This is a genomic window from Mitsuaria sp. RG (genome assembly GCF_028369275.1).
Classification (GTDB): Bacteria; Pseudomonadota; Gammaproteobacteria; order Pseudomonadales; family Pseudomonadaceae; genus Aquipseudomonas; species Aquipseudomonas peradeniyensis.
Genome location: NZ_JAQMYQ010000002.1, coordinates 51,880 through 66,925 on the forward strand (window position 1 = coordinate 51,880; position 15,046 = coordinate 66,925).

Here is a 15,046-nt window from a genome sequence, read left to right on the forward strand (position 1 = left end):
ACCGAAGGTTGCCCATGGCCACGCAAAAAGCCCGCGCGGACTCGTTGTCCCTGCTGCTGTTCACCCTGCGCAGCGGCAAGCTGATGGCAATCAACCTGCTCAAGGTCAGCGAGATCATCCCCTGCCCGCCGCTGACCAAGCTGCCGGAGGCCCACCCGCACGTCAAAGGCGTCGCCACCCTGCGCGGCAACTCGCTGTCGGTGATCGACCTGTCCCGGGCCATCGGCGAAATGCCCCTGGCCGACCCCGACGGCGGCTGCCTGATCGTCACCGAGATCAGCCGCTCGCGCCAGGGCCTGCACGTACAGGCGGTGAGCCGCATCGTCCATTGCCTGAGCACCGACATCAAGCCGCCGCCCTACGGCTCGGGCAACCGCTCGTTCATCACCGGCGTGACCCGGGTCGACAACGCCCTGGTGCAGGTGCTGGACATCGAGAAGGTCATCCATGGCATCGCCCCGCCGCCCCACGAGCCGCACCCGGGCGAAGTCAGCGAGGAAGACGCCAGCCTGCTGGCCGCCGCCAATATCCTGGTGGTGGACGACAGCCAGGTCGCGCTGCAGCAGTCGGTGCACACCCTGCGCAACCTCGGCATCGAGTGCCATACCGCGCGCAGCGCCAAGGATGCGATCAACGTGCTGTTGGAACTGCAAGGCACCGACAGGGAGATCAACATCATTGTCTCCGACATCGAGATGTCCGAGATGGATGGCTTCGCCTTCACCCGCACCTTGCGCGAAACCCCCGACTTCCAGCACCTGTACATCCTGCTGCACACCTCGCTGGACAGCGCGATGAGCGGCGACAAGGCCAAGCTGGCGGGGGCCAATGCGATCCTGACCAAGTTCTCCTCGCCGGAGCTGACCAACTGCCTGGTGACGGCGGCGCGGGCGGTGGTATTCGAGGAGCGCTGAAAGCCAGAGCGTGAAGAGCCATGCGAGTGCATGGCTCTTGAGGCCTCAGCGGCTATTCGTCGACTGAGGGCGGGGCTGCGAGGCCGCCCTGGAAACGACTGGCTCTCGGTTCGGCGCTTTCACGGCCCCCCGCTTCCAGGTCGGCCACTGCTCGACCTTTTCTCGACATTCATCGAGGTAACGAAGAAATTCCTCTTTACTTCCGTTCATCGGAATCATCCTTCAAGTACATTGACAAAGTATACCCAGCCTCATCCTCATGATCGATGTATGAACAAGGCAGCATCTGGGTGCGCAATCTAGCATCTGCTTCAGTCCAGTCAACCGTTTGCCCATCCTCGGTCTTACGTATGACAGCGTAGCCGCTACCCAGACTCATGGAAAACAGATCAAAGAAGCTTCTTGGGCCCACGCCGATGAACGCGTCAAAAAATACCCCTTTGTGCGAACGGTCCTGGGAAATCGAATCCGAATGAAATTTCTGAGCCTTACTCTTGGGGTAAGGCTCGACATAAACCACACGGTCGACACCTGCGGCAATAATGTGTTTTGCACAGTTGTGACAAGGGTAAGTGGTGCAATACAGCGTGCTATCAACTGCACTTACCCCCATTCTTGAAGATGACAGCAGCGCTTCCATTTCCGCATGGACGACCCGCCCGTATTCAGTGATATCTTTTATTCCGCTATTTCTTATCAACGGCGCCACTTCATCCCGACAGTGCTCGGGTAATGAGCGAATGATGTTGTCTACAATCTCCTTTTTTTGCATGGCGTTGGAGTCCTCGCCTCGTTTGTAGTCCCTTCCATCCTCCTCATCCACAATTTCATGTGTTTCACTCCTGGTTGGCCAGTACAGGCCGCCTCCTGCCTTGGGTACATCGTTAGCCCCCGTTGCGATGATGCAATCGTGCTTGGTCAGTACAGCACCGACCTGCCGTGATAGGTCAGCGGACCTCAGTGAGGCAGAAAATGCCATGAACATCGCATACTCATCGAAAGTGGGGGTGACGTAGGGCTTTCCGAACAACAGATCCAGAATTCGCCAGACCTGATTCTTGAGGGCATCAAGATTCCCGTCATAACTGACAAAGAAATCAGACAAATGGTAAGTATCTCGGGTGTGCTGCCCATGTGGCTCTTTTTCGTTCTCATCCCGTGAAATCAGATCCGCCGCCTGCTCCTTAGTCAACTGCAAGTCCTTGAGAAGATAGCGACTTCTGCGCTCATGGTCCGCATGCACGCCGATCAAGAAGAACCCTCCAGCGTAAATCTTCCGCAGTCGCTGCACCTCAAACGGTGTTTTCAGTGAGTTGATCAGATAGGCATTTCTACCAGGCGCTCCCTGATTTTTCTGGTACCTCAATTGGCTGATGGCGACAGCAGCACCCAACGCCAGTATCGAATTATCCCCTGACACCTCTCTTAACCGATTACCTTCACGCATGTACCTGTCTATACGCTCAACGCGGTTTTCTGTGTCCGGAACGTTCCCGATTTTTGAAATAACCTCACTGGATATACGAATGGAGTTAGAGGTATAGCGAAACGCCTTGAGCCGATCTTCGACAATTTGGCAAACCACTTTCAGGTCAGTTCCCAGTGCCCCGACGAATCCCAGAACCAACTCGGAATCCGCATAGGAATCATCCAGGAAGGACATATTCATGAATTCAGGAGCGTGCGCAAGATTTTCCATGAGTGGCCGGGCATCGGGCATGGCCTCACCGTCCTGTGACAGTATCCCTCTTACCAACTGCTCCAGCTCCAGGGAGGACTCCGGCTTCCCCTGAAAACTCAGTTCACCCGTGCCCGGGTACCAAGACATCACACCACCGCTATGGGTGCGAAACTCAAACTGGTTCGGGTTAAGTTCTTTCCATGTTCCAACCTGCGCCAATATTTCCAGGCGCTCCTTCAGCTGCGCGAATGATCCCTCGAAACGCATTCCATGACCTCACCGTTGCCCGTTGGCTTTTGAATCCCTACAGGTATAGCCACGAATCATCCTCTTTCCAGCGCGAGCAATGCTTGCTAATAAAGTTTCAGCCTTCCGCTAAAAACGTAGGAAAATTCGCAATTTGCGTTGCGCCAATGGAAAGGCATAATTCCCTCTCTTGTTGAGGTCATGCCCCATGCTACGTTCGATACTGCTTAGCCTTTCGTTACTAACCGTTTCCGCCCAAGCTTCGACGCCACAAGCCTGGAGCGACCAGCGCCAGCACATGCTCAAGGCCTGCCTGGCCGCCAGCCAGTTCAAGGATGCCCACGCCCTGGGCAAACCCGCCGAGTTCGACGACCAGGTCGGTTACAGCGCGCTGCTGATCGAAGGCACCTACCCCCAGAAGCACATGCAGAACCGCACCGGCACCGAGCTGTGCCTCTACGACCGCCAACGCCAGCAAGCCTTTACCAGCGAATGGGAAGCCGGCAAGCGATGAGCGACAGCATTCGCTTCGCCTGCACCGGCTGCGGCAAATGCTGCACGGGCCATCATGTGCCCCTGACGCTTGCCGAGGCCCATCAGTGGGCGGCCTCCGGCGGCCAGGTGGTGGTGCTGATCGAAGGGTTCATTGCCGATGGTCCTGGCATGCCGGCAGAGCAGCGCGAGCATGTGCTGCGCCGCTCGTTCCCGGTGCCCTGTGGCGCCGGGCAACTGCAGGTGTCGGTCACCTTCGCCGCGTTCAACCCGGGACGTTGTCGCAACCTCGATGACAACGACCTGTGCGGCATCTATGAAAGCCGGCCGCTGGTCTGCCGCATCTACCCGGCGGAAATCAACCCGCACCTGCCGCTGCGGCCGGAAAACAAGGACTGCCCGCCCGAGGCCTGGGAGCAGGGGCCTGAGCTGATTCATGGCAGCCTGCCGGTGGATGAGGCACTGCGCGCCTTGATCGAGGCCTCGCGCCAGGCGGACCGCGACGATATCGCCGCCAAGGTGGCGATATGCCAGGCGCTGGGGATGACCACCAGTGCGCTGAAGGGCAACGGGTTTACTGCGTGGTTGCCGGACATGGCGGCGTTTGCTGCGGTGCTGGAACAAGCGCCACAGGCGGTCGATGGGCCGTGGGGGGTGCATGTGCAGGACGAGGCGCTTGCGGCCGAACTACAAGCTCATCGCTTGCAGGTGACGGGCGAGGCGCCGGTCTACTATGCGTTCATCGGATTCTAGATAGATCCAATCGCGGGGCAAGCCCGCTCCCACGCCCTCCCCCTCCGATGCTTCGATGCTTCGATGCTTCGATGCTTCGATGCTTCGATGCTTCGATGCTTCGATGCTTCGATGCTTCGATGCTTCGATGCTTCGATGCTTCGATGCTTCGATGCCAACATTGTGGGAGCGGACTTGCCCCGCGATAGGGCCGGCCCTGACAACTCAATCAATCACTGACACCGCCGCCAGAACTCATCCGCCAGCCGCCGCAGGTCCTTGGCCAGGTCCGCCACGTCACTGGCACTGCTATGACTGCGCTGCCCGACGCTGACCGTCGCCTCGCTGGCCTGGCGGATGCTGGTGATGTTGCGGTTGATGTTCTCGCTGACCTGGCTCTGCTGCTCCACTGCCGCGGCGATCTGCAGGCTCATCTCGTTGATCTGGTTGACCCGCACGCTGATGCTGTCCAGCGCGTCGCTGGCCAGCTGCGCCTGCTCGACACTGTGCCCGGCATGGGCGCTGCTCTGCTGCATCACCTGCACCGCCGCGCGGGCGCCGTCCTGCAGGGCGGCGATCATGCGCTGGATATCGTGGGTGGACTGCGCGGTGCGCTGGGCCAGACCGCGCACCTCGTCGGCGACCACCGCGAAGCCACGCCCCTGGTCACCGGCCCGGGCCGCCTCGATGGCGGCGTTGAGCGCCAGCAGGTTGGTCTGCTCGGCAATGCCGCGGATCACATCGAGCACCCCGGAGATCTCGCTGCTGTGACTCTCCAGCTGGTGGATCACCTCGCTGGCCTCGACCAGTGAACCTGCCAGGTCCTGGATCGCGCAGCGGTTGCGGTCGACCAGCTGGTGGCCGGACTGGGTCTCGTCCTCGGCCTGGTCGGCGGCCATCGCCGCCATCTGCGCGCTGCTGGCCACCTGGGCGACGCTGGCGCTCATCTGGTGGATCGCGGTGGCCACCTGGTCGGCTTCGCTCTGCTGCTCAAGGCTGTTGGCATGACTGCTGTGCAAGGCCTCGACCAGCGAGCCGGAATGTCCGGCCAGGCGTGACGAGGTATCGCCGATACGCCCGACCACCGCCCCCAGCTGCGCCTTGAGCATGCGCATGGCGAACTCGATCTGCCCCAGGCCATCACGCCGGCCGGTGTACAACTGCTGGCTCAGTGGGTTGTCGGCGATCGCCTGGGCCTGCTGGCGCAGCCGCTCGTAGGGGCGCAGCAGTAACAGGATCGCCAGGCTGCTCAAACCTGCCGCCGCCGCTACTTCTACCAGCGATTCCAGCAGCGGCGCCCCCAGCCACCACTGCCCGGCCCCCAGCACCAACGCCAGCACGACGCCGACCGCCAGCGACAGACGCGAACCCAGCCCCAGCACCGGCAAGCGCTCGCGCCAGCCACGCCGACCTTCGCGCAGACGCGCATAACACCGTTCAGCCGCGGCGACCTGCTCGGCCCCGGGCTTGGTCCGCACCGACTGGTACTCCAGCGCCTGCCCGCCGCTGCTGATCGGCGAGACGAAGGCGCTCACCCAGTAGTGGTCGCCGTTCTTGCAGCGGTTCTTCACCAGCCCCATCCACGAGCGCCCGGCCTTGAGCGCCTGCCACATCTGGGCAAATGCCTGGGGCGGCATGTCGGGGTGGCGGACGATGTGATGGGCGTTGCCCAGCAACTCCTCGCGGGAGAATCCGCTGACCCGCAGGAAATCGTCATTGGCATAGGTGATGCGGCTGTCCAGGTCGGTGGTGGACAGGATATTGGCGTCGCCGGGGTAATCCACTTCGCGACCGGTAACAGGCATATTGCACTTCATCGGAGGCTCTCGTTGTTGTACGTGAAATCGGCAGGGCGTACGACTCTAGGGGCAAACGCCGGCGCAACATTGATCCATGGCAGGGTATTGGCACTTGGCCATCAAGCCGCCGAAACTGACAGCCGTGACAGCCAGGCGTCACGCTGCCGACCCGGTCAGCGCGCTATAACCCTGCAATAGCCGAATCCTTTTCTTAGCCCCTTGGCCAAGGTGCCCGCCCCGATGCGACGTCCGTCCCGCTCCCTCGTTATCGCCGCCCTGGCCCTTGTCCTGCTGGCCGTCGTCGGCACCTGGCAGGGATTGCGCCACGAAGCCCCGGCCAATCGCGCCGCCAGCGCGATCCCCGTGCGGGTGATAGCCGTGGCCCAGCAGGACGTGCCGCGTTACCTCGGCGCCATCGGCTCGGTGCTGTCGCTGCACAGCGTCGAGGTCCGCCCCCAGGTCGAGGGCGTGCTGACCCAGGTGCTGGTCAAGGAAGGCCAGTGGGTCAAGCAAGGCGACCTGCTGGCGACTCTCGACGACCGGGCGATCCGCGCCAGCCTGGACCAGGCCCGCGCCCAGCTCGGCCAGACCCAGGCGCAGTTGCAGGTGGCCAACGTCAACCTCAAGCGCTACCAGTTGCTCAGCACCGACGACGGCGTGTCGAAGCAGACCCTCGACCAGCAGCAGGCCCTGGTGAACCAGTTGCAGGCAACCATCAAAGGCAACCAGGCGGCCATCGACAACACCGCGGTACAACTCAGCTACACACAGATCCGCTCCCCGGTCACTGGCCGCGTCGGCATCCGCAACGTCGACCCCGGCAATCTGGTGCGTACCAGCGACACCCAGAGCCTGTTCAGCGTCACCCAGATCGACCCGATCGCCGTGGAGTTCGCCCTGCCTCAGCAGCAGCTCCCGGTCCTGCAGGGCTTGCTGAAATCGCCTACCCCCGCCGAGGTCGAAGCGTACATGGACGCCGACGGTGAACGCAGCCTGCTCGCCAAGGGTCACCTGATGCTGATCGACAACCAGGTCTCGACCACCACCGGCACGGTGCGGATCAAGGCCGAGTTCGACAACCAGGACGGCCGCCTGTGGCCCGGCCAGCTGGTCACCGTGCGCCTGCGCACGGCGGTGGACGAGGACGCCCTGGTGGTGCCGCCGCCGGTGGTGCAACGCAGCATCGACGGCCACTTCGTCTACCGCATGGACGGCGACAAGGTCAGCGCCGTGCCGGTCAAGGTGGTGTACCAGGACAGCACGCTGAACGTCATCGCCGGGGTCAAGGCCGGCGATTGCCTGGTGCTCGATGGACAGTCGCGGCTCAAGCCGGGGAGCCACGTGGAGCTCAGTGGCGAGTCACAGTGCAAGCAGTCGCAGCGCCTGGCGGATGGCAATCGCGGGACAAGCCCGCTCCCACCCAGGCAGCAACAGGACGTGAGAGCGGGCTTGCCCCGCGATGAGGCCCTTACCGACAACGCCAAAGCCGAGGCGAGCCAGCCATGAACACCCGCAACGGCGTCTCGGCCTGGTGCATCGACCACCCCATCGCCACCCTGCTGCTGACCTTCGCCCTGGTGCTGCTGGGCGCCATCGCCTTCCCGCGCCTGCCGGTGGCGCCCCTGCCCGAGGCCGACTTCCCGACCATCCAGGTCACCGCCCAATTGCCCGGCGCCAGCCCGGAAACCATGGCCTCGTCGGTGGCGACGCCCCTGGAGGTGCAGTTCAGCGCCATCCCCGGCATGACCCAGATGACCAGCAGCAGCGCCCTGGGCTCGACCAACCTGATCCTGCAGTTCACCCTCGACAAGAACATCGACACCGCCGCCCAGGAAGTCCAGGCGGCGATCAACACCGCCACCGCGCGCCTGCCCCAGGACATGCCCAGCCCGCCCACCTGGCGCAAGGTCAACCCGGCCGACAGCCCGGTGCTGATCCTCACCGTCAGCTCGACGCAGATGCCCGGCAACGAACTGAGCGATTACGCCGAGACCCTGCTGGCCCGCCAGCTCAGCCAGATCGACGGGGTCGGCCTGATCAACATCACCGGCCAGCTGCGCCCGGCCATCCGCGTGCAGGCCCAGCCCGAGAAGCTCGCCGCCATCGGCCTGACCCTGGCCGATATCCGCCTGGCCATCCAGCAGACCAGCCTCAACCTGGCCAAGGGCGCGCTGTACGGCGAACACAGCGTGTCGACCATTGCCGCCAACGACCAGCTGTTCCATCCCGAGGACTACGCCAGGCTGATCGTCAGCTACCGCAATGGCGCGCCGGTGCACCTGGCCGACGTGGCCAAGGTGATCGATGGCGCCGAGAACGCCTATGTGAAGGCCTGGTCCGGCGACCGGCCGGGGCTGAACCTGGTGATCTTCCGCCAGCCCGGCGCCAACATCGTCGACACCGTGGACCGGGTGCTCGAAGCCCTGCCGCGCCTGCAGGAGATGCTGCCGGCGGCGGTCGATGTCTCGGTGCTGCAGGACCGCACCCAGACCATCCGTGCCTCGCTGCACGAAGTGGAGCTGACCCTGATGATCGCCGTGGCCCTGGTGATCGGGGTGATGGCGCTGTTCCTGCGCCAGTGGTCGGCCACCTTCATCGTCTCCAGCGTGCTCGGCGTGTCGCTGATCGCCAGTTGCGCGCTGATGTACGTGTTCGGTTTCAGCCTCAACAACCTGACCCTGGTGGCCATCGTCATCGCCGTGGGCTTCGTGGTGGATGACGCCATCGTCGTGGTGGAGAACATCCACCGCCACCTGGAGGCCGGCGACGACAGCCGCACCGCCGCGCTCAAGGGCGCCGGCGAGATCGGCTTCACCGTGGTGTCGATCAGCTTCTCGCTGATCGCCGCGTTCATTCCGCTGCTGTTCATGGGCGGCGTGGTCGGCCGGCTGTTCAAGGAGTTCGCCCTGACCGCCACCGCGACCATCCTGATTTCGGTGGTGGTCTCGCTGACCCTGGCGCCGACCCTGGCCGCGCTGTGCATGCGCCGCCCGCCCGAGGAGCAGCACGGCGGCCTCGGCCAGCGCCTGGTGCGCTGGTACGAAAAGGGCCTGGACCGGGCCCTGGTGCATCGGCGCATCACCCTCGGCGTTTTCGGCCTGACCCTGGCGCTGGCGGTGGCCGGTTACGTGGCCATCCCCAAGGGCTTCTTCCCGTTGCAGGACACCGGTTTCATCCTCGGCACCACCGAAGCGGCGGCGGATGTCTCCTACCCGGCGATGATCGAGAAACACCAGGCCCTGGCGAAGATCATCGAGGCCGACCCTGCGGTGCGCGCCTTCTCCCACTCGGTCGGCGTCACCGGCAGCAACCAGACCATCGCCAACGGCCGCTTCTGGATTTCCCTCAAGCCCCGTGGCGAACGCGATGTGTCGGCCAGTGAATGGATCGACCGCATGCGCCCGAAACTGATGCAAATCCCCGGCATCGTCCTGTACCTGCGCGCCGGGCAGGACATCAACCTCAGCTCCGGCCCCTCGCGCACCCAGTACCAGTACGTGCTCAAGAGCAACGACGGCGTGGCCCTGAACCTGTGGACCCAGCGCCTGACCGAGCGCTTGCGTGAAAATCCGGCGTTTCGCGACCTGTCCAACGACCTGCAGCTGGGCGCCAGCGTCACCCGCATCGACATCGACCGCCAGGCCGCGGCGCGCTTCGGCCTGACCACCACCGACGTCGACCAGGCACTGTACGACGCCTTCGGCCAGCGGCAGATCAGCGAGTTCCAGACCGAGACCAACCAGTACAAGGTGATCCTCGAACTGGACGCCCGCCAGCGTGGCAAGGCCGAAAGCCTCAACTACTTCTACCTGCGCTCGCCGCTGTCCGGCGAAATGGTGCCGCTGTCGGCCCTGGCCCATGTCGCGCCGCCCAGCACCGGCCCCCTGTCGATCAGCCATGACGGCCTATTCCCGGCGGCCAACCTGTCGTTCAACCTGGCCCCCGGCGTGGCGTTGGGCGATGCGGTGCAGATCCTTGAACGCACCCAGCGCGAGCTGGGCATGCCCGACTCCATCGCCGGCAACTTCCAGGGCGCGGCCCAGGCGTTCCAGAGCTCGCTGTCGAGCCAGCCGTACCTGATCCTCGCCGCGCTGGTGGCGGTGTACATCATCCTCGGCGTGCTCTACGAGAGCTTCGTGCACCCGCTGACCATCATCTCCACCTTGCCCTCGGCGGGCCTGGGCGCGCTGATCCTGCTGTGGCTGATGGGCCAGGACTTCACCATCATGGGCCTGATCGGCGTGGTGCTGCTGATCGGCATCGTCAAGAAGAACGGCATCCTGCTCATCGACTTCGCCCTCGACGCCCAGCGTCACCATGGCATGACGCCAGAGCAGGCGATCCGCCAGGCATGCCTGGTGCGCTTCCGTCCGATCATCATGACCACCCTGGCCGCGCTGCTTGGCGCGGTGCCGCTGATGTTCGGCTTCGGCACCGGCGCCGAGCTGCGCCAGCCGCTGGGCATCGCCGTGGTCGGCGGCCTGCTGGTGAGCCAGGCCCTGACGCTGTTCACCACCCCGGTCATATACTTGGCCCTGGAGCGTCTGTTCCTCCGCCGCCGGGCCGCTGCCGCCCCCGCGCCGACCGCCAGTTGAGACAAGACCATGCGTGTGCTGATCATCGAAGACGAAGAGAAAACCGCCGACTACCTGCATCGCGGCCTCACCGAGCAGGGCTTCACCGTCGACCTGGCCCGCGACGGCATCGACGGTCTGCACCTGGCCCTGGAAGGCGACTACGCGGTGATCGTGCTCGACGTGATGCTGCCGGGCCTGGATGGCTATGGCGTGTTGCGCGCACTGCGGGCGCGCAAGCAGACGCCGGTGATCATGCTCACCGCCCGCGAGCGGGTCGAGGACCGTATCCACGGCCTGCGCGAAGGCGCCGACGACTACCTGGGCAAGCCGTTCTCGTTCCTCGAACTGGTCGCCCGCCTGCAGGCGCTGACCCGGCGCAGTGCCATCCACGAGCCCTTGCAGATTCAGGTCGCCGACCTGTGGATCGACCTGATGGCGCGCAAGGCCACCCGCGCGGGATCGCGCCTGGACCTGACCGCCAAGGAGTTCTCGCTGCTCAGCGTGCTGGCCCGGCGCCAGGGCGAGATCCTGTCCAAGACCGCCATCGCCGAGCTGGTCTGGGACATCAACTTTGACAGCGACGCCAATGTCGTCGAGGTGGCCATCAAGCGCCTGCGCGCCAAGCTCGACGGGCCGTTCGACAACAAGCTGCTGCATACCATTCGAGGTATGGGTTATGTCCTGGAGAACCGTGGGTAGCCTCAGGGGCGCTGCACGCATTTCGTTGATAGCGTGGGAGCGGGCTTGCCCCGCGATGCAGGCGGCGCCGTGGATGGCACCGGCTTGGCCGGTGTTCGCGGGGCAAGCCCGCTCCCACGAACCTCCGACGGGCAATCGGACATGAACCTCTTGCGTGCCAAACCCGGCAACTCCATCGCCCTGCGCCTCTCGGCCCTGTTCACCCTGGTGGCCCTGGCCGTGTTCGTGCTGATCGGCAGCGCCCTGTACCGCCAGGTCGACCGCAGCCTCGACCTGCTGCCGGCCGCCGAACTGGACGCGCGCTTCAGCGTGCTCGAATCCACCCTCAACCGCTACGGCACTCCCGAGCACTGGGCCAAGATCAACAACAAGCTCAACCTGCTCAGCGAGGAAGACCGACGCATCCGCTTCTGGGTGGTGAGCAGCAACCCGGCGTTCGAATACGGCCATCCCACCGAACAGGTGCGCGGCTTCGCCGAGGGCGCGCCGGGCATGCGCGACCTGCGCCTGAGCGACAGCCCCTACCCGTACAAGGTGTTGGTCAGCGAACTGCCGGCACTGGGTGAGCGCCCATCGCTGCGCTTTCTGATCGGCATCGACACCGAGACCTTCTGGCAGGCCCAGCACAGCCTGCTGGTGGCCATCGTCGGCCTGGCCGCCTTCGGCGTGCTGCTGGCCTCGCTACTCGGCTACTGGGTCGCGCGCATCGGCCTCAAGCCTCTGCTGGCGCTGTCGGACGAAGCCCAGGCCCTGGCCCCGCCACGCCTGGACGGGCGCCTGCAGACCCGCGACCTGCCGCCGGAACTGGCGCAGTTCGCCGGTGCCTTCAACGCCGCCCTTGACCGGGTCAGCCAGGCCTATTCGCAACTCGAGGCGTTCAACGCCGATGTCGCCCACGAACTGCGCTCGCCGCTGACCAACCTGATCGGCCAGACCCAGGTCGCCCTGACCCGCGGGCGCAGCGCCGAGCACTACTTCGAGGTGCTGCAATCGAACCTCGAAGAGCTGGAGCGCCTGCGCAGCATCATCAACGACATGCTGTTCCTGGCCAGCGCCGACCAGGGCAGCAAGGCCACCTCGCTGACCAGCGCCTCACTGGCCGAGGAAGTGGCCACCACCCTCGACTACCTCGATTTCATCCTCGAGGACGCCCAGGTCAGCGTCAGCGTCAGCGGTGACGCCCAGGCCTGTTTCGAGAAGGCCCAGCTGCGCCGGGCGCTGATCAACCTGCTGAACAACGCCGTGCAGCACACCGCGCCGCACCAGGTGATCCAGGTGCGCATCGAGGCGGGCGAGGAACAGGTCAGCATCGCCGTGAGCAACCCGGGGCCGGCGATTGCCGACGAGCACCTGCCGATGCTGTTCGAGCGCTTCTACCGGGTGGATGCGGCACGCGCCAACAGCGGCGGCGGCAACCACGGACTGGGCCTGGCCATCGTCAAGGCGATCGCCCTGATGCACGGCGGCAGTGTTTTCGTGCACAGCGAAGCGGGCGCCAATACCTTCGGTATCAACTTGCCAAACGCTCAACTACGCGGGTTTGCGGTAAAAGTCTGAGTGTTTTTGCCGTGATCATTACTTTTTGCGCAACAGTGCTTATCTGAACAGCCTCTGTTTCCCCGCTGTTTACAGGACTAACTTTAGCCCTGTCTCCATTAGCACTTGCCGCGCAAGAAGGTTGCATCACATGTCCAACAGTATGGGTATTGCCAGCGTGTTCGTCCTGTCTTCCCTGTTGTTGTCGCCCCTGGCCATGGCGGAAGAATCCCCGGCCTTTGTCGCCCGTAACGCTGAGTTTGCCGCCGTTCACCAAGAGGCTCGCGAAGCCTACGCCGCGCAACAGGCCGATGCGGTAAAAGACGCACGGCAGACTGCTTCCAAAGTCTCTGTCGACACCGATGCCGACAGCTGATTGGCCTGACTCCAGTTTCCAGTTTTCCCTTGGCTACACCATGGGCAGTGCCCGTGACGATATGTTAGCCTTTCAAAGCCGCTGCCTTTCAGCGGCTTTTTTTATGCGTCGAAAATATCAGCCTGGCTGTTACGTCTCTAATAAGAACTTGCAGACACGACAATAAAAAACTGCCCCATCGCTTGACCAAAGGAGTTTGTACCGGTGTCTTTTGCGTTTCGTTTCACCCCGTTGTTCGTTGCATTGGCCGCAACGATGCCCGTGGCCGCACAGGCCGATGAAGACAAGGCTGAAGGCTTCATCGAGGGTTCCACGCTGAACCTGCATTTCAGAAATGCCTACTTCAACCGCAACGAGAAGAATGCCTCGATCAAGGACAAGCGCGAGTGGGGCCAAGGCGCCGTCGCCCGCTTCGAGTCCGGCTACACGCCGGGCGTGATCGGCTTCGGCCTCGACGCCCACGCCATGGTCGGACTGAAGCTGGACGGCGGCGGTGGCCGCGCCGGCACCTCGATCCTGCCAAGCGCGCCGGAAGACAAGGCACGCCACGCCTTCTCCACCGCCGGCGGCGCGATCAAGCTCAAGGGCTTCGACACCGAGTTCAAGGCCGGTGACCTGTTCCTCACCAACCCGGTGATCGCCGGTGGCGAAAGCCGCATGCTGCCGCAGACCTTCCGCGGCGTCGCCGTGACCAACCGCAGCATCGACGGGCTGATGCTCGAAGGCGGCAAGGTCAGCTTCACCAAGCCGTACAACCAGAGCGGCCACCGCCGCATCAACACCTACTACAGCAACCAGACGCGCGAGCAGGACAGCCAGAACCTGAGCTGGGCCGGCGCCTCCTGGAGCGGCACCAAAGGCGTTACCGCCAACGTCTACGCCGCCGAGCTGAAGGACATCTGGAACCAGTACTACGCCGACTTCGACTACACCTACCAGGTCAACGATCTGGTCAGCCTGAACCCGGGCGTACACTTCTACCACACCCAGGACACCGGCCAGTCGAAGCTGGGCGACATCGACAACAACACCTGGAGCGTGCACTTCACCGTGGCCGCCGGGTACCACAGCGTCACCGCCGCCTACCAGCGAGTCAACGGCGACACGCCGTTCGACTACATCAACCTGGGCGACAGCATCTTCCTCGACAACTCGCGCATGTACTCGGACTTCAACGCGCCGAACGAGCGTTCCTGGAAGCTGCAGTACGACTACGACTTCGCCGGCCTCGGCATGCCGGGCCTGAGCACCTCGCTGTCGTACTCGCGCGGCAAGGCCGACCTGACCAAGGCCAGCCAGGACACCCAGTACTACGCCTTCTATAACGCCGACGGCGAGAATGCCCGGCACTGGGAGCGCGACTTCGACGTGAAGTACGTGTTCCAGCAAGGCCAGCTGAAGGACCTGTCGGTGCTGCTGCGCTATGCCACGCACCGGGCCAACGCGGCGTACTCGAACATCCAGGACAACAACGAATTCCGCGTGATCGTGGATTATCCGCTGAACGTGTTCTGATCCGGAACCGATCGCGGGGCAAGCCCGCTCCCACGCCAGGTGGCTTATCAGGCGTGGGAGCGGGCTTGCCCCTCGATGGGCTTCAACGGTTACGGTTCAAGCCGATCTCCAGGTCATTGATCAACGCCTTGGCCATGGCGCTGAGGATCCGCGCCGCACTCCCCGCTTTTAAATCCCCTTCGAAAACACTCCAGGAACGTCGAAACGCCGGCAGTGGCACAAGGCTCGGGCTGCTCGCTCATGGCTGCACCTCCAGCGACCTGGCGTGGGCCATCAGGCAGCTCAGCAGCCGGCTGAGGATGGAAATGTTATCCACCAGGATCTCGGGACGCTCATCCACGGGAAAGGCCATGTAGACGTCGCAAGTGCGGGTCATCATGGTCATCAGGACGGCGGCATGCTCCCAGACTTCGGCCAGCGGCAGGTGGTCGATGATGGAGATGTAGGGGATGGGGGGATCAGGTACCAGCTTCTTCATG

General features: G+C 63.7%; 12 protein-coding genes. 9 read left to right on the forward strand and 3 right to left on the reverse strand.

All coding sequences use genetic code 11. The features are described from left to right. Positions 1 to 14 precede the first annotated feature (14 nt). Positions 15 to 914, forward strand: a complete 900-nt coding sequence (locus POF53_RS01645) for a chemotaxis protein (RefSeq protein ID WP_203647948.1) — start codon at positions 15 to 17, stop codon at positions 912 to 914. A gap of 196 nt (positions 915 to 1,110) precedes the next feature. On the opposite strand, the gene POF53_RS01650 is transcribed toward POF53_RS01645, so the two are convergent. Further along, complete coding sequence (locus POF53_RS01650; protein ID WP_498966084.1) at positions 1,111 to 2,862, reverse strand: anti-phage dCTP deaminase; 1,752 nt, start codon at positions 2,860 to 2,862, stop codon at positions 1,111 to 1,113. Positions 2,863 to 3,049: 187 nt separating this feature from the next. Here POF53_RS01650 and POF53_RS01655 point away from each other — a divergent pair, with 187 nt between their 5' ends. Then, entirely contained in the window at positions 3,050 to 3,355 is a 306-nt protein-coding gene (locus POF53_RS01655) for a hypothetical protein (protein ID WP_050703793.1), read from the forward strand. After that, entirely contained in the window at positions 3,352 to 4,086 is a 735-nt protein-coding gene (locus POF53_RS01660) for a YkgJ family cysteine cluster protein (protein WP_232854699.1), read from the forward strand. Before POF53_RS01655 ends, POF53_RS01660 begins: the two co-directional genes overlap by 4 nt. Before the next feature lie 212 nt (positions 4,087 to 4,298). On the opposite strand, the gene POF53_RS01665 is transcribed toward POF53_RS01660, so the two are convergent. Next, positions 4,299 to 5,882, reverse strand: a complete 1,584-nt coding sequence (locus tag POF53_RS01665; protein ID WP_234560466.1) for a methyl-accepting chemotaxis protein — start codon at positions 5,880 to 5,882, stop codon at positions 4,299 to 4,301. 222 nt (positions 5,883 to 6,104) lie between these two features. On the opposite strand from POF53_RS01665, the gene POF53_RS01670 reads away from it, so the two are divergent. The 6 genes from POF53_RS01670 (at position 6,105) to POF53_RS01695 (ending at position 14,567) form a co-directional block, all read left to right on the forward strand. Further along, positions 6,105 to 7,370, forward strand: coding sequence for an efflux RND transporter periplasmic adaptor subunit (locus POF53_RS01670; protein WP_498966087.1), 1,266 nt, complete (start codon positions 6,105 to 6,107; stop codon positions 7,368 to 7,370). Further along, positions 7,367 to 10,459, forward strand: coding sequence for a multidrug efflux RND transporter permease subunit (locus POF53_RS01675; protein WP_498966089.1), 3,093 nt, complete (start codon positions 7,367 to 7,369; stop codon positions 10,457 to 10,459). The genes POF53_RS01670 and POF53_RS01675 overlap by 4 nt, the downstream gene beginning before the upstream one ends. 9 nt (positions 10,460 to 10,468) lie before the next feature. Beyond that, the gene (locus tag POF53_RS01680; protein ID WP_110736828.1) at positions 10,469 to 11,140 is read left to right on the forward strand and encodes a heavy metal response regulator transcription factor; all 672 of its coding nucleotides are present in this window, start codon (positions 10,469 to 10,471) and stop codon (positions 11,138 to 11,140) included. Between the two features lie 141 nt (positions 11,141 to 11,281). Further along, the gene (locus tag POF53_RS01685) at positions 11,282 to 12,697 is read left to right on the forward strand and encodes a heavy metal sensor histidine kinase (protein WP_203647952.1); all 1,416 of its coding nucleotides are present in this window, start codon (positions 11,282 to 11,284) and stop codon (positions 12,695 to 12,697) included. Between the two features lie 130 nt (positions 12,698 to 12,827). Beyond that, positions 12,828 to 13,052 (forward strand): hypothetical protein, encoded by a 225-nt coding sequence (locus POF53_RS01690; protein ID WP_050703787.1) that lies wholly within the window; start codon positions 12,828 to 12,830, stop codon positions 13,050 to 13,052. 204 nt (positions 13,053 to 13,256) lie between these two features. Then, entirely contained in the window at positions 13,257 to 14,567 is a 1,311-nt protein-coding gene (locus tag POF53_RS01695) for an OprD family porin (RefSeq protein WP_498966092.1), read from the forward strand. A gap of 238 nt (positions 14,568 to 14,805) precedes the next feature. On the opposite strand, the gene POF53_RS01700 is transcribed toward POF53_RS01695, so the two are convergent. Continuing rightward, the gene (locus POF53_RS01700) at positions 14,806 to 15,045 is read right to left on the reverse strand and encodes a hypothetical protein (protein ID WP_062575113.1); all 240 of its coding nucleotides are present in this window, start codon (positions 15,043 to 15,045) and stop codon (positions 14,806 to 14,808) included. Position 15,046: the final 1 nt, after the last annotated feature.

Coding starts and splice junctions, on each gene's coding strand:
- POF53_RS01700 (WP_062575113.1), bottom strand. CDS start 15,045: ATGAAGAAGCTGGTACCTGATCCCCCCATCCCCTACATCTCCATCATC.
- POF53_RS01670 (WP_498966087.1), top strand. CDS start 6,105: ATGCGACGTCCGTCCCGCTCCCTCGTTATCGCCGCCCTGGCCCTTGTC.
- POF53_RS01650 (WP_498966084.1), bottom strand. CDS start 2,862: ATGCGTTTCGAGGGATCATTCGCGCAGCTGAAGGAGCGCCTGGAAATA.
- POF53_RS01660 (WP_232854699.1), top strand. CDS start 3,352: ATGAGCGACAGCATTCGCTTCGCCTGCACCGGCTGCGGCAAATGCTGC.
- POF53_RS01675 (WP_498966089.1), top strand. CDS start 7,367: ATGAACACCCGCAACGGCGTCTCGGCCTGGTGCATCGACCACCCCATC.
- POF53_RS01680 (WP_110736828.1), top strand. CDS start 10,469: ATGCGTGTGCTGATCATCGAAGACGAAGAGAAAACCGCCGACTACCTG.
- POF53_RS01685 (WP_203647952.1), top strand. CDS start 11,282: ATGAACCTCTTGCGTGCCAAACCCGGCAACTCCATCGCCCTGCGCCTC.
- POF53_RS01645 (WP_203647948.1), top strand. CDS start 15: ATGGCCACGCAAAAAGCCCGCGCGGACTCGTTGTCCCTGCTGCTGTTC.
- POF53_RS01690 (WP_050703787.1), top strand. CDS start 12,828: ATGTCCAACAGTATGGGTATTGCCAGCGTGTTCGTCCTGTCTTCCCTG.
- POF53_RS01665 (WP_234560466.1), bottom strand. CDS start 5,882: ATGAAGTGCAATATGCCTGTTACCGGTCGCGAAGTGGATTACCCCGGC.
- POF53_RS01655 (WP_050703793.1), top strand. CDS start 3,050: ATGCTACGTTCGATACTGCTTAGCCTTTCGTTACTAACCGTTTCCGCC.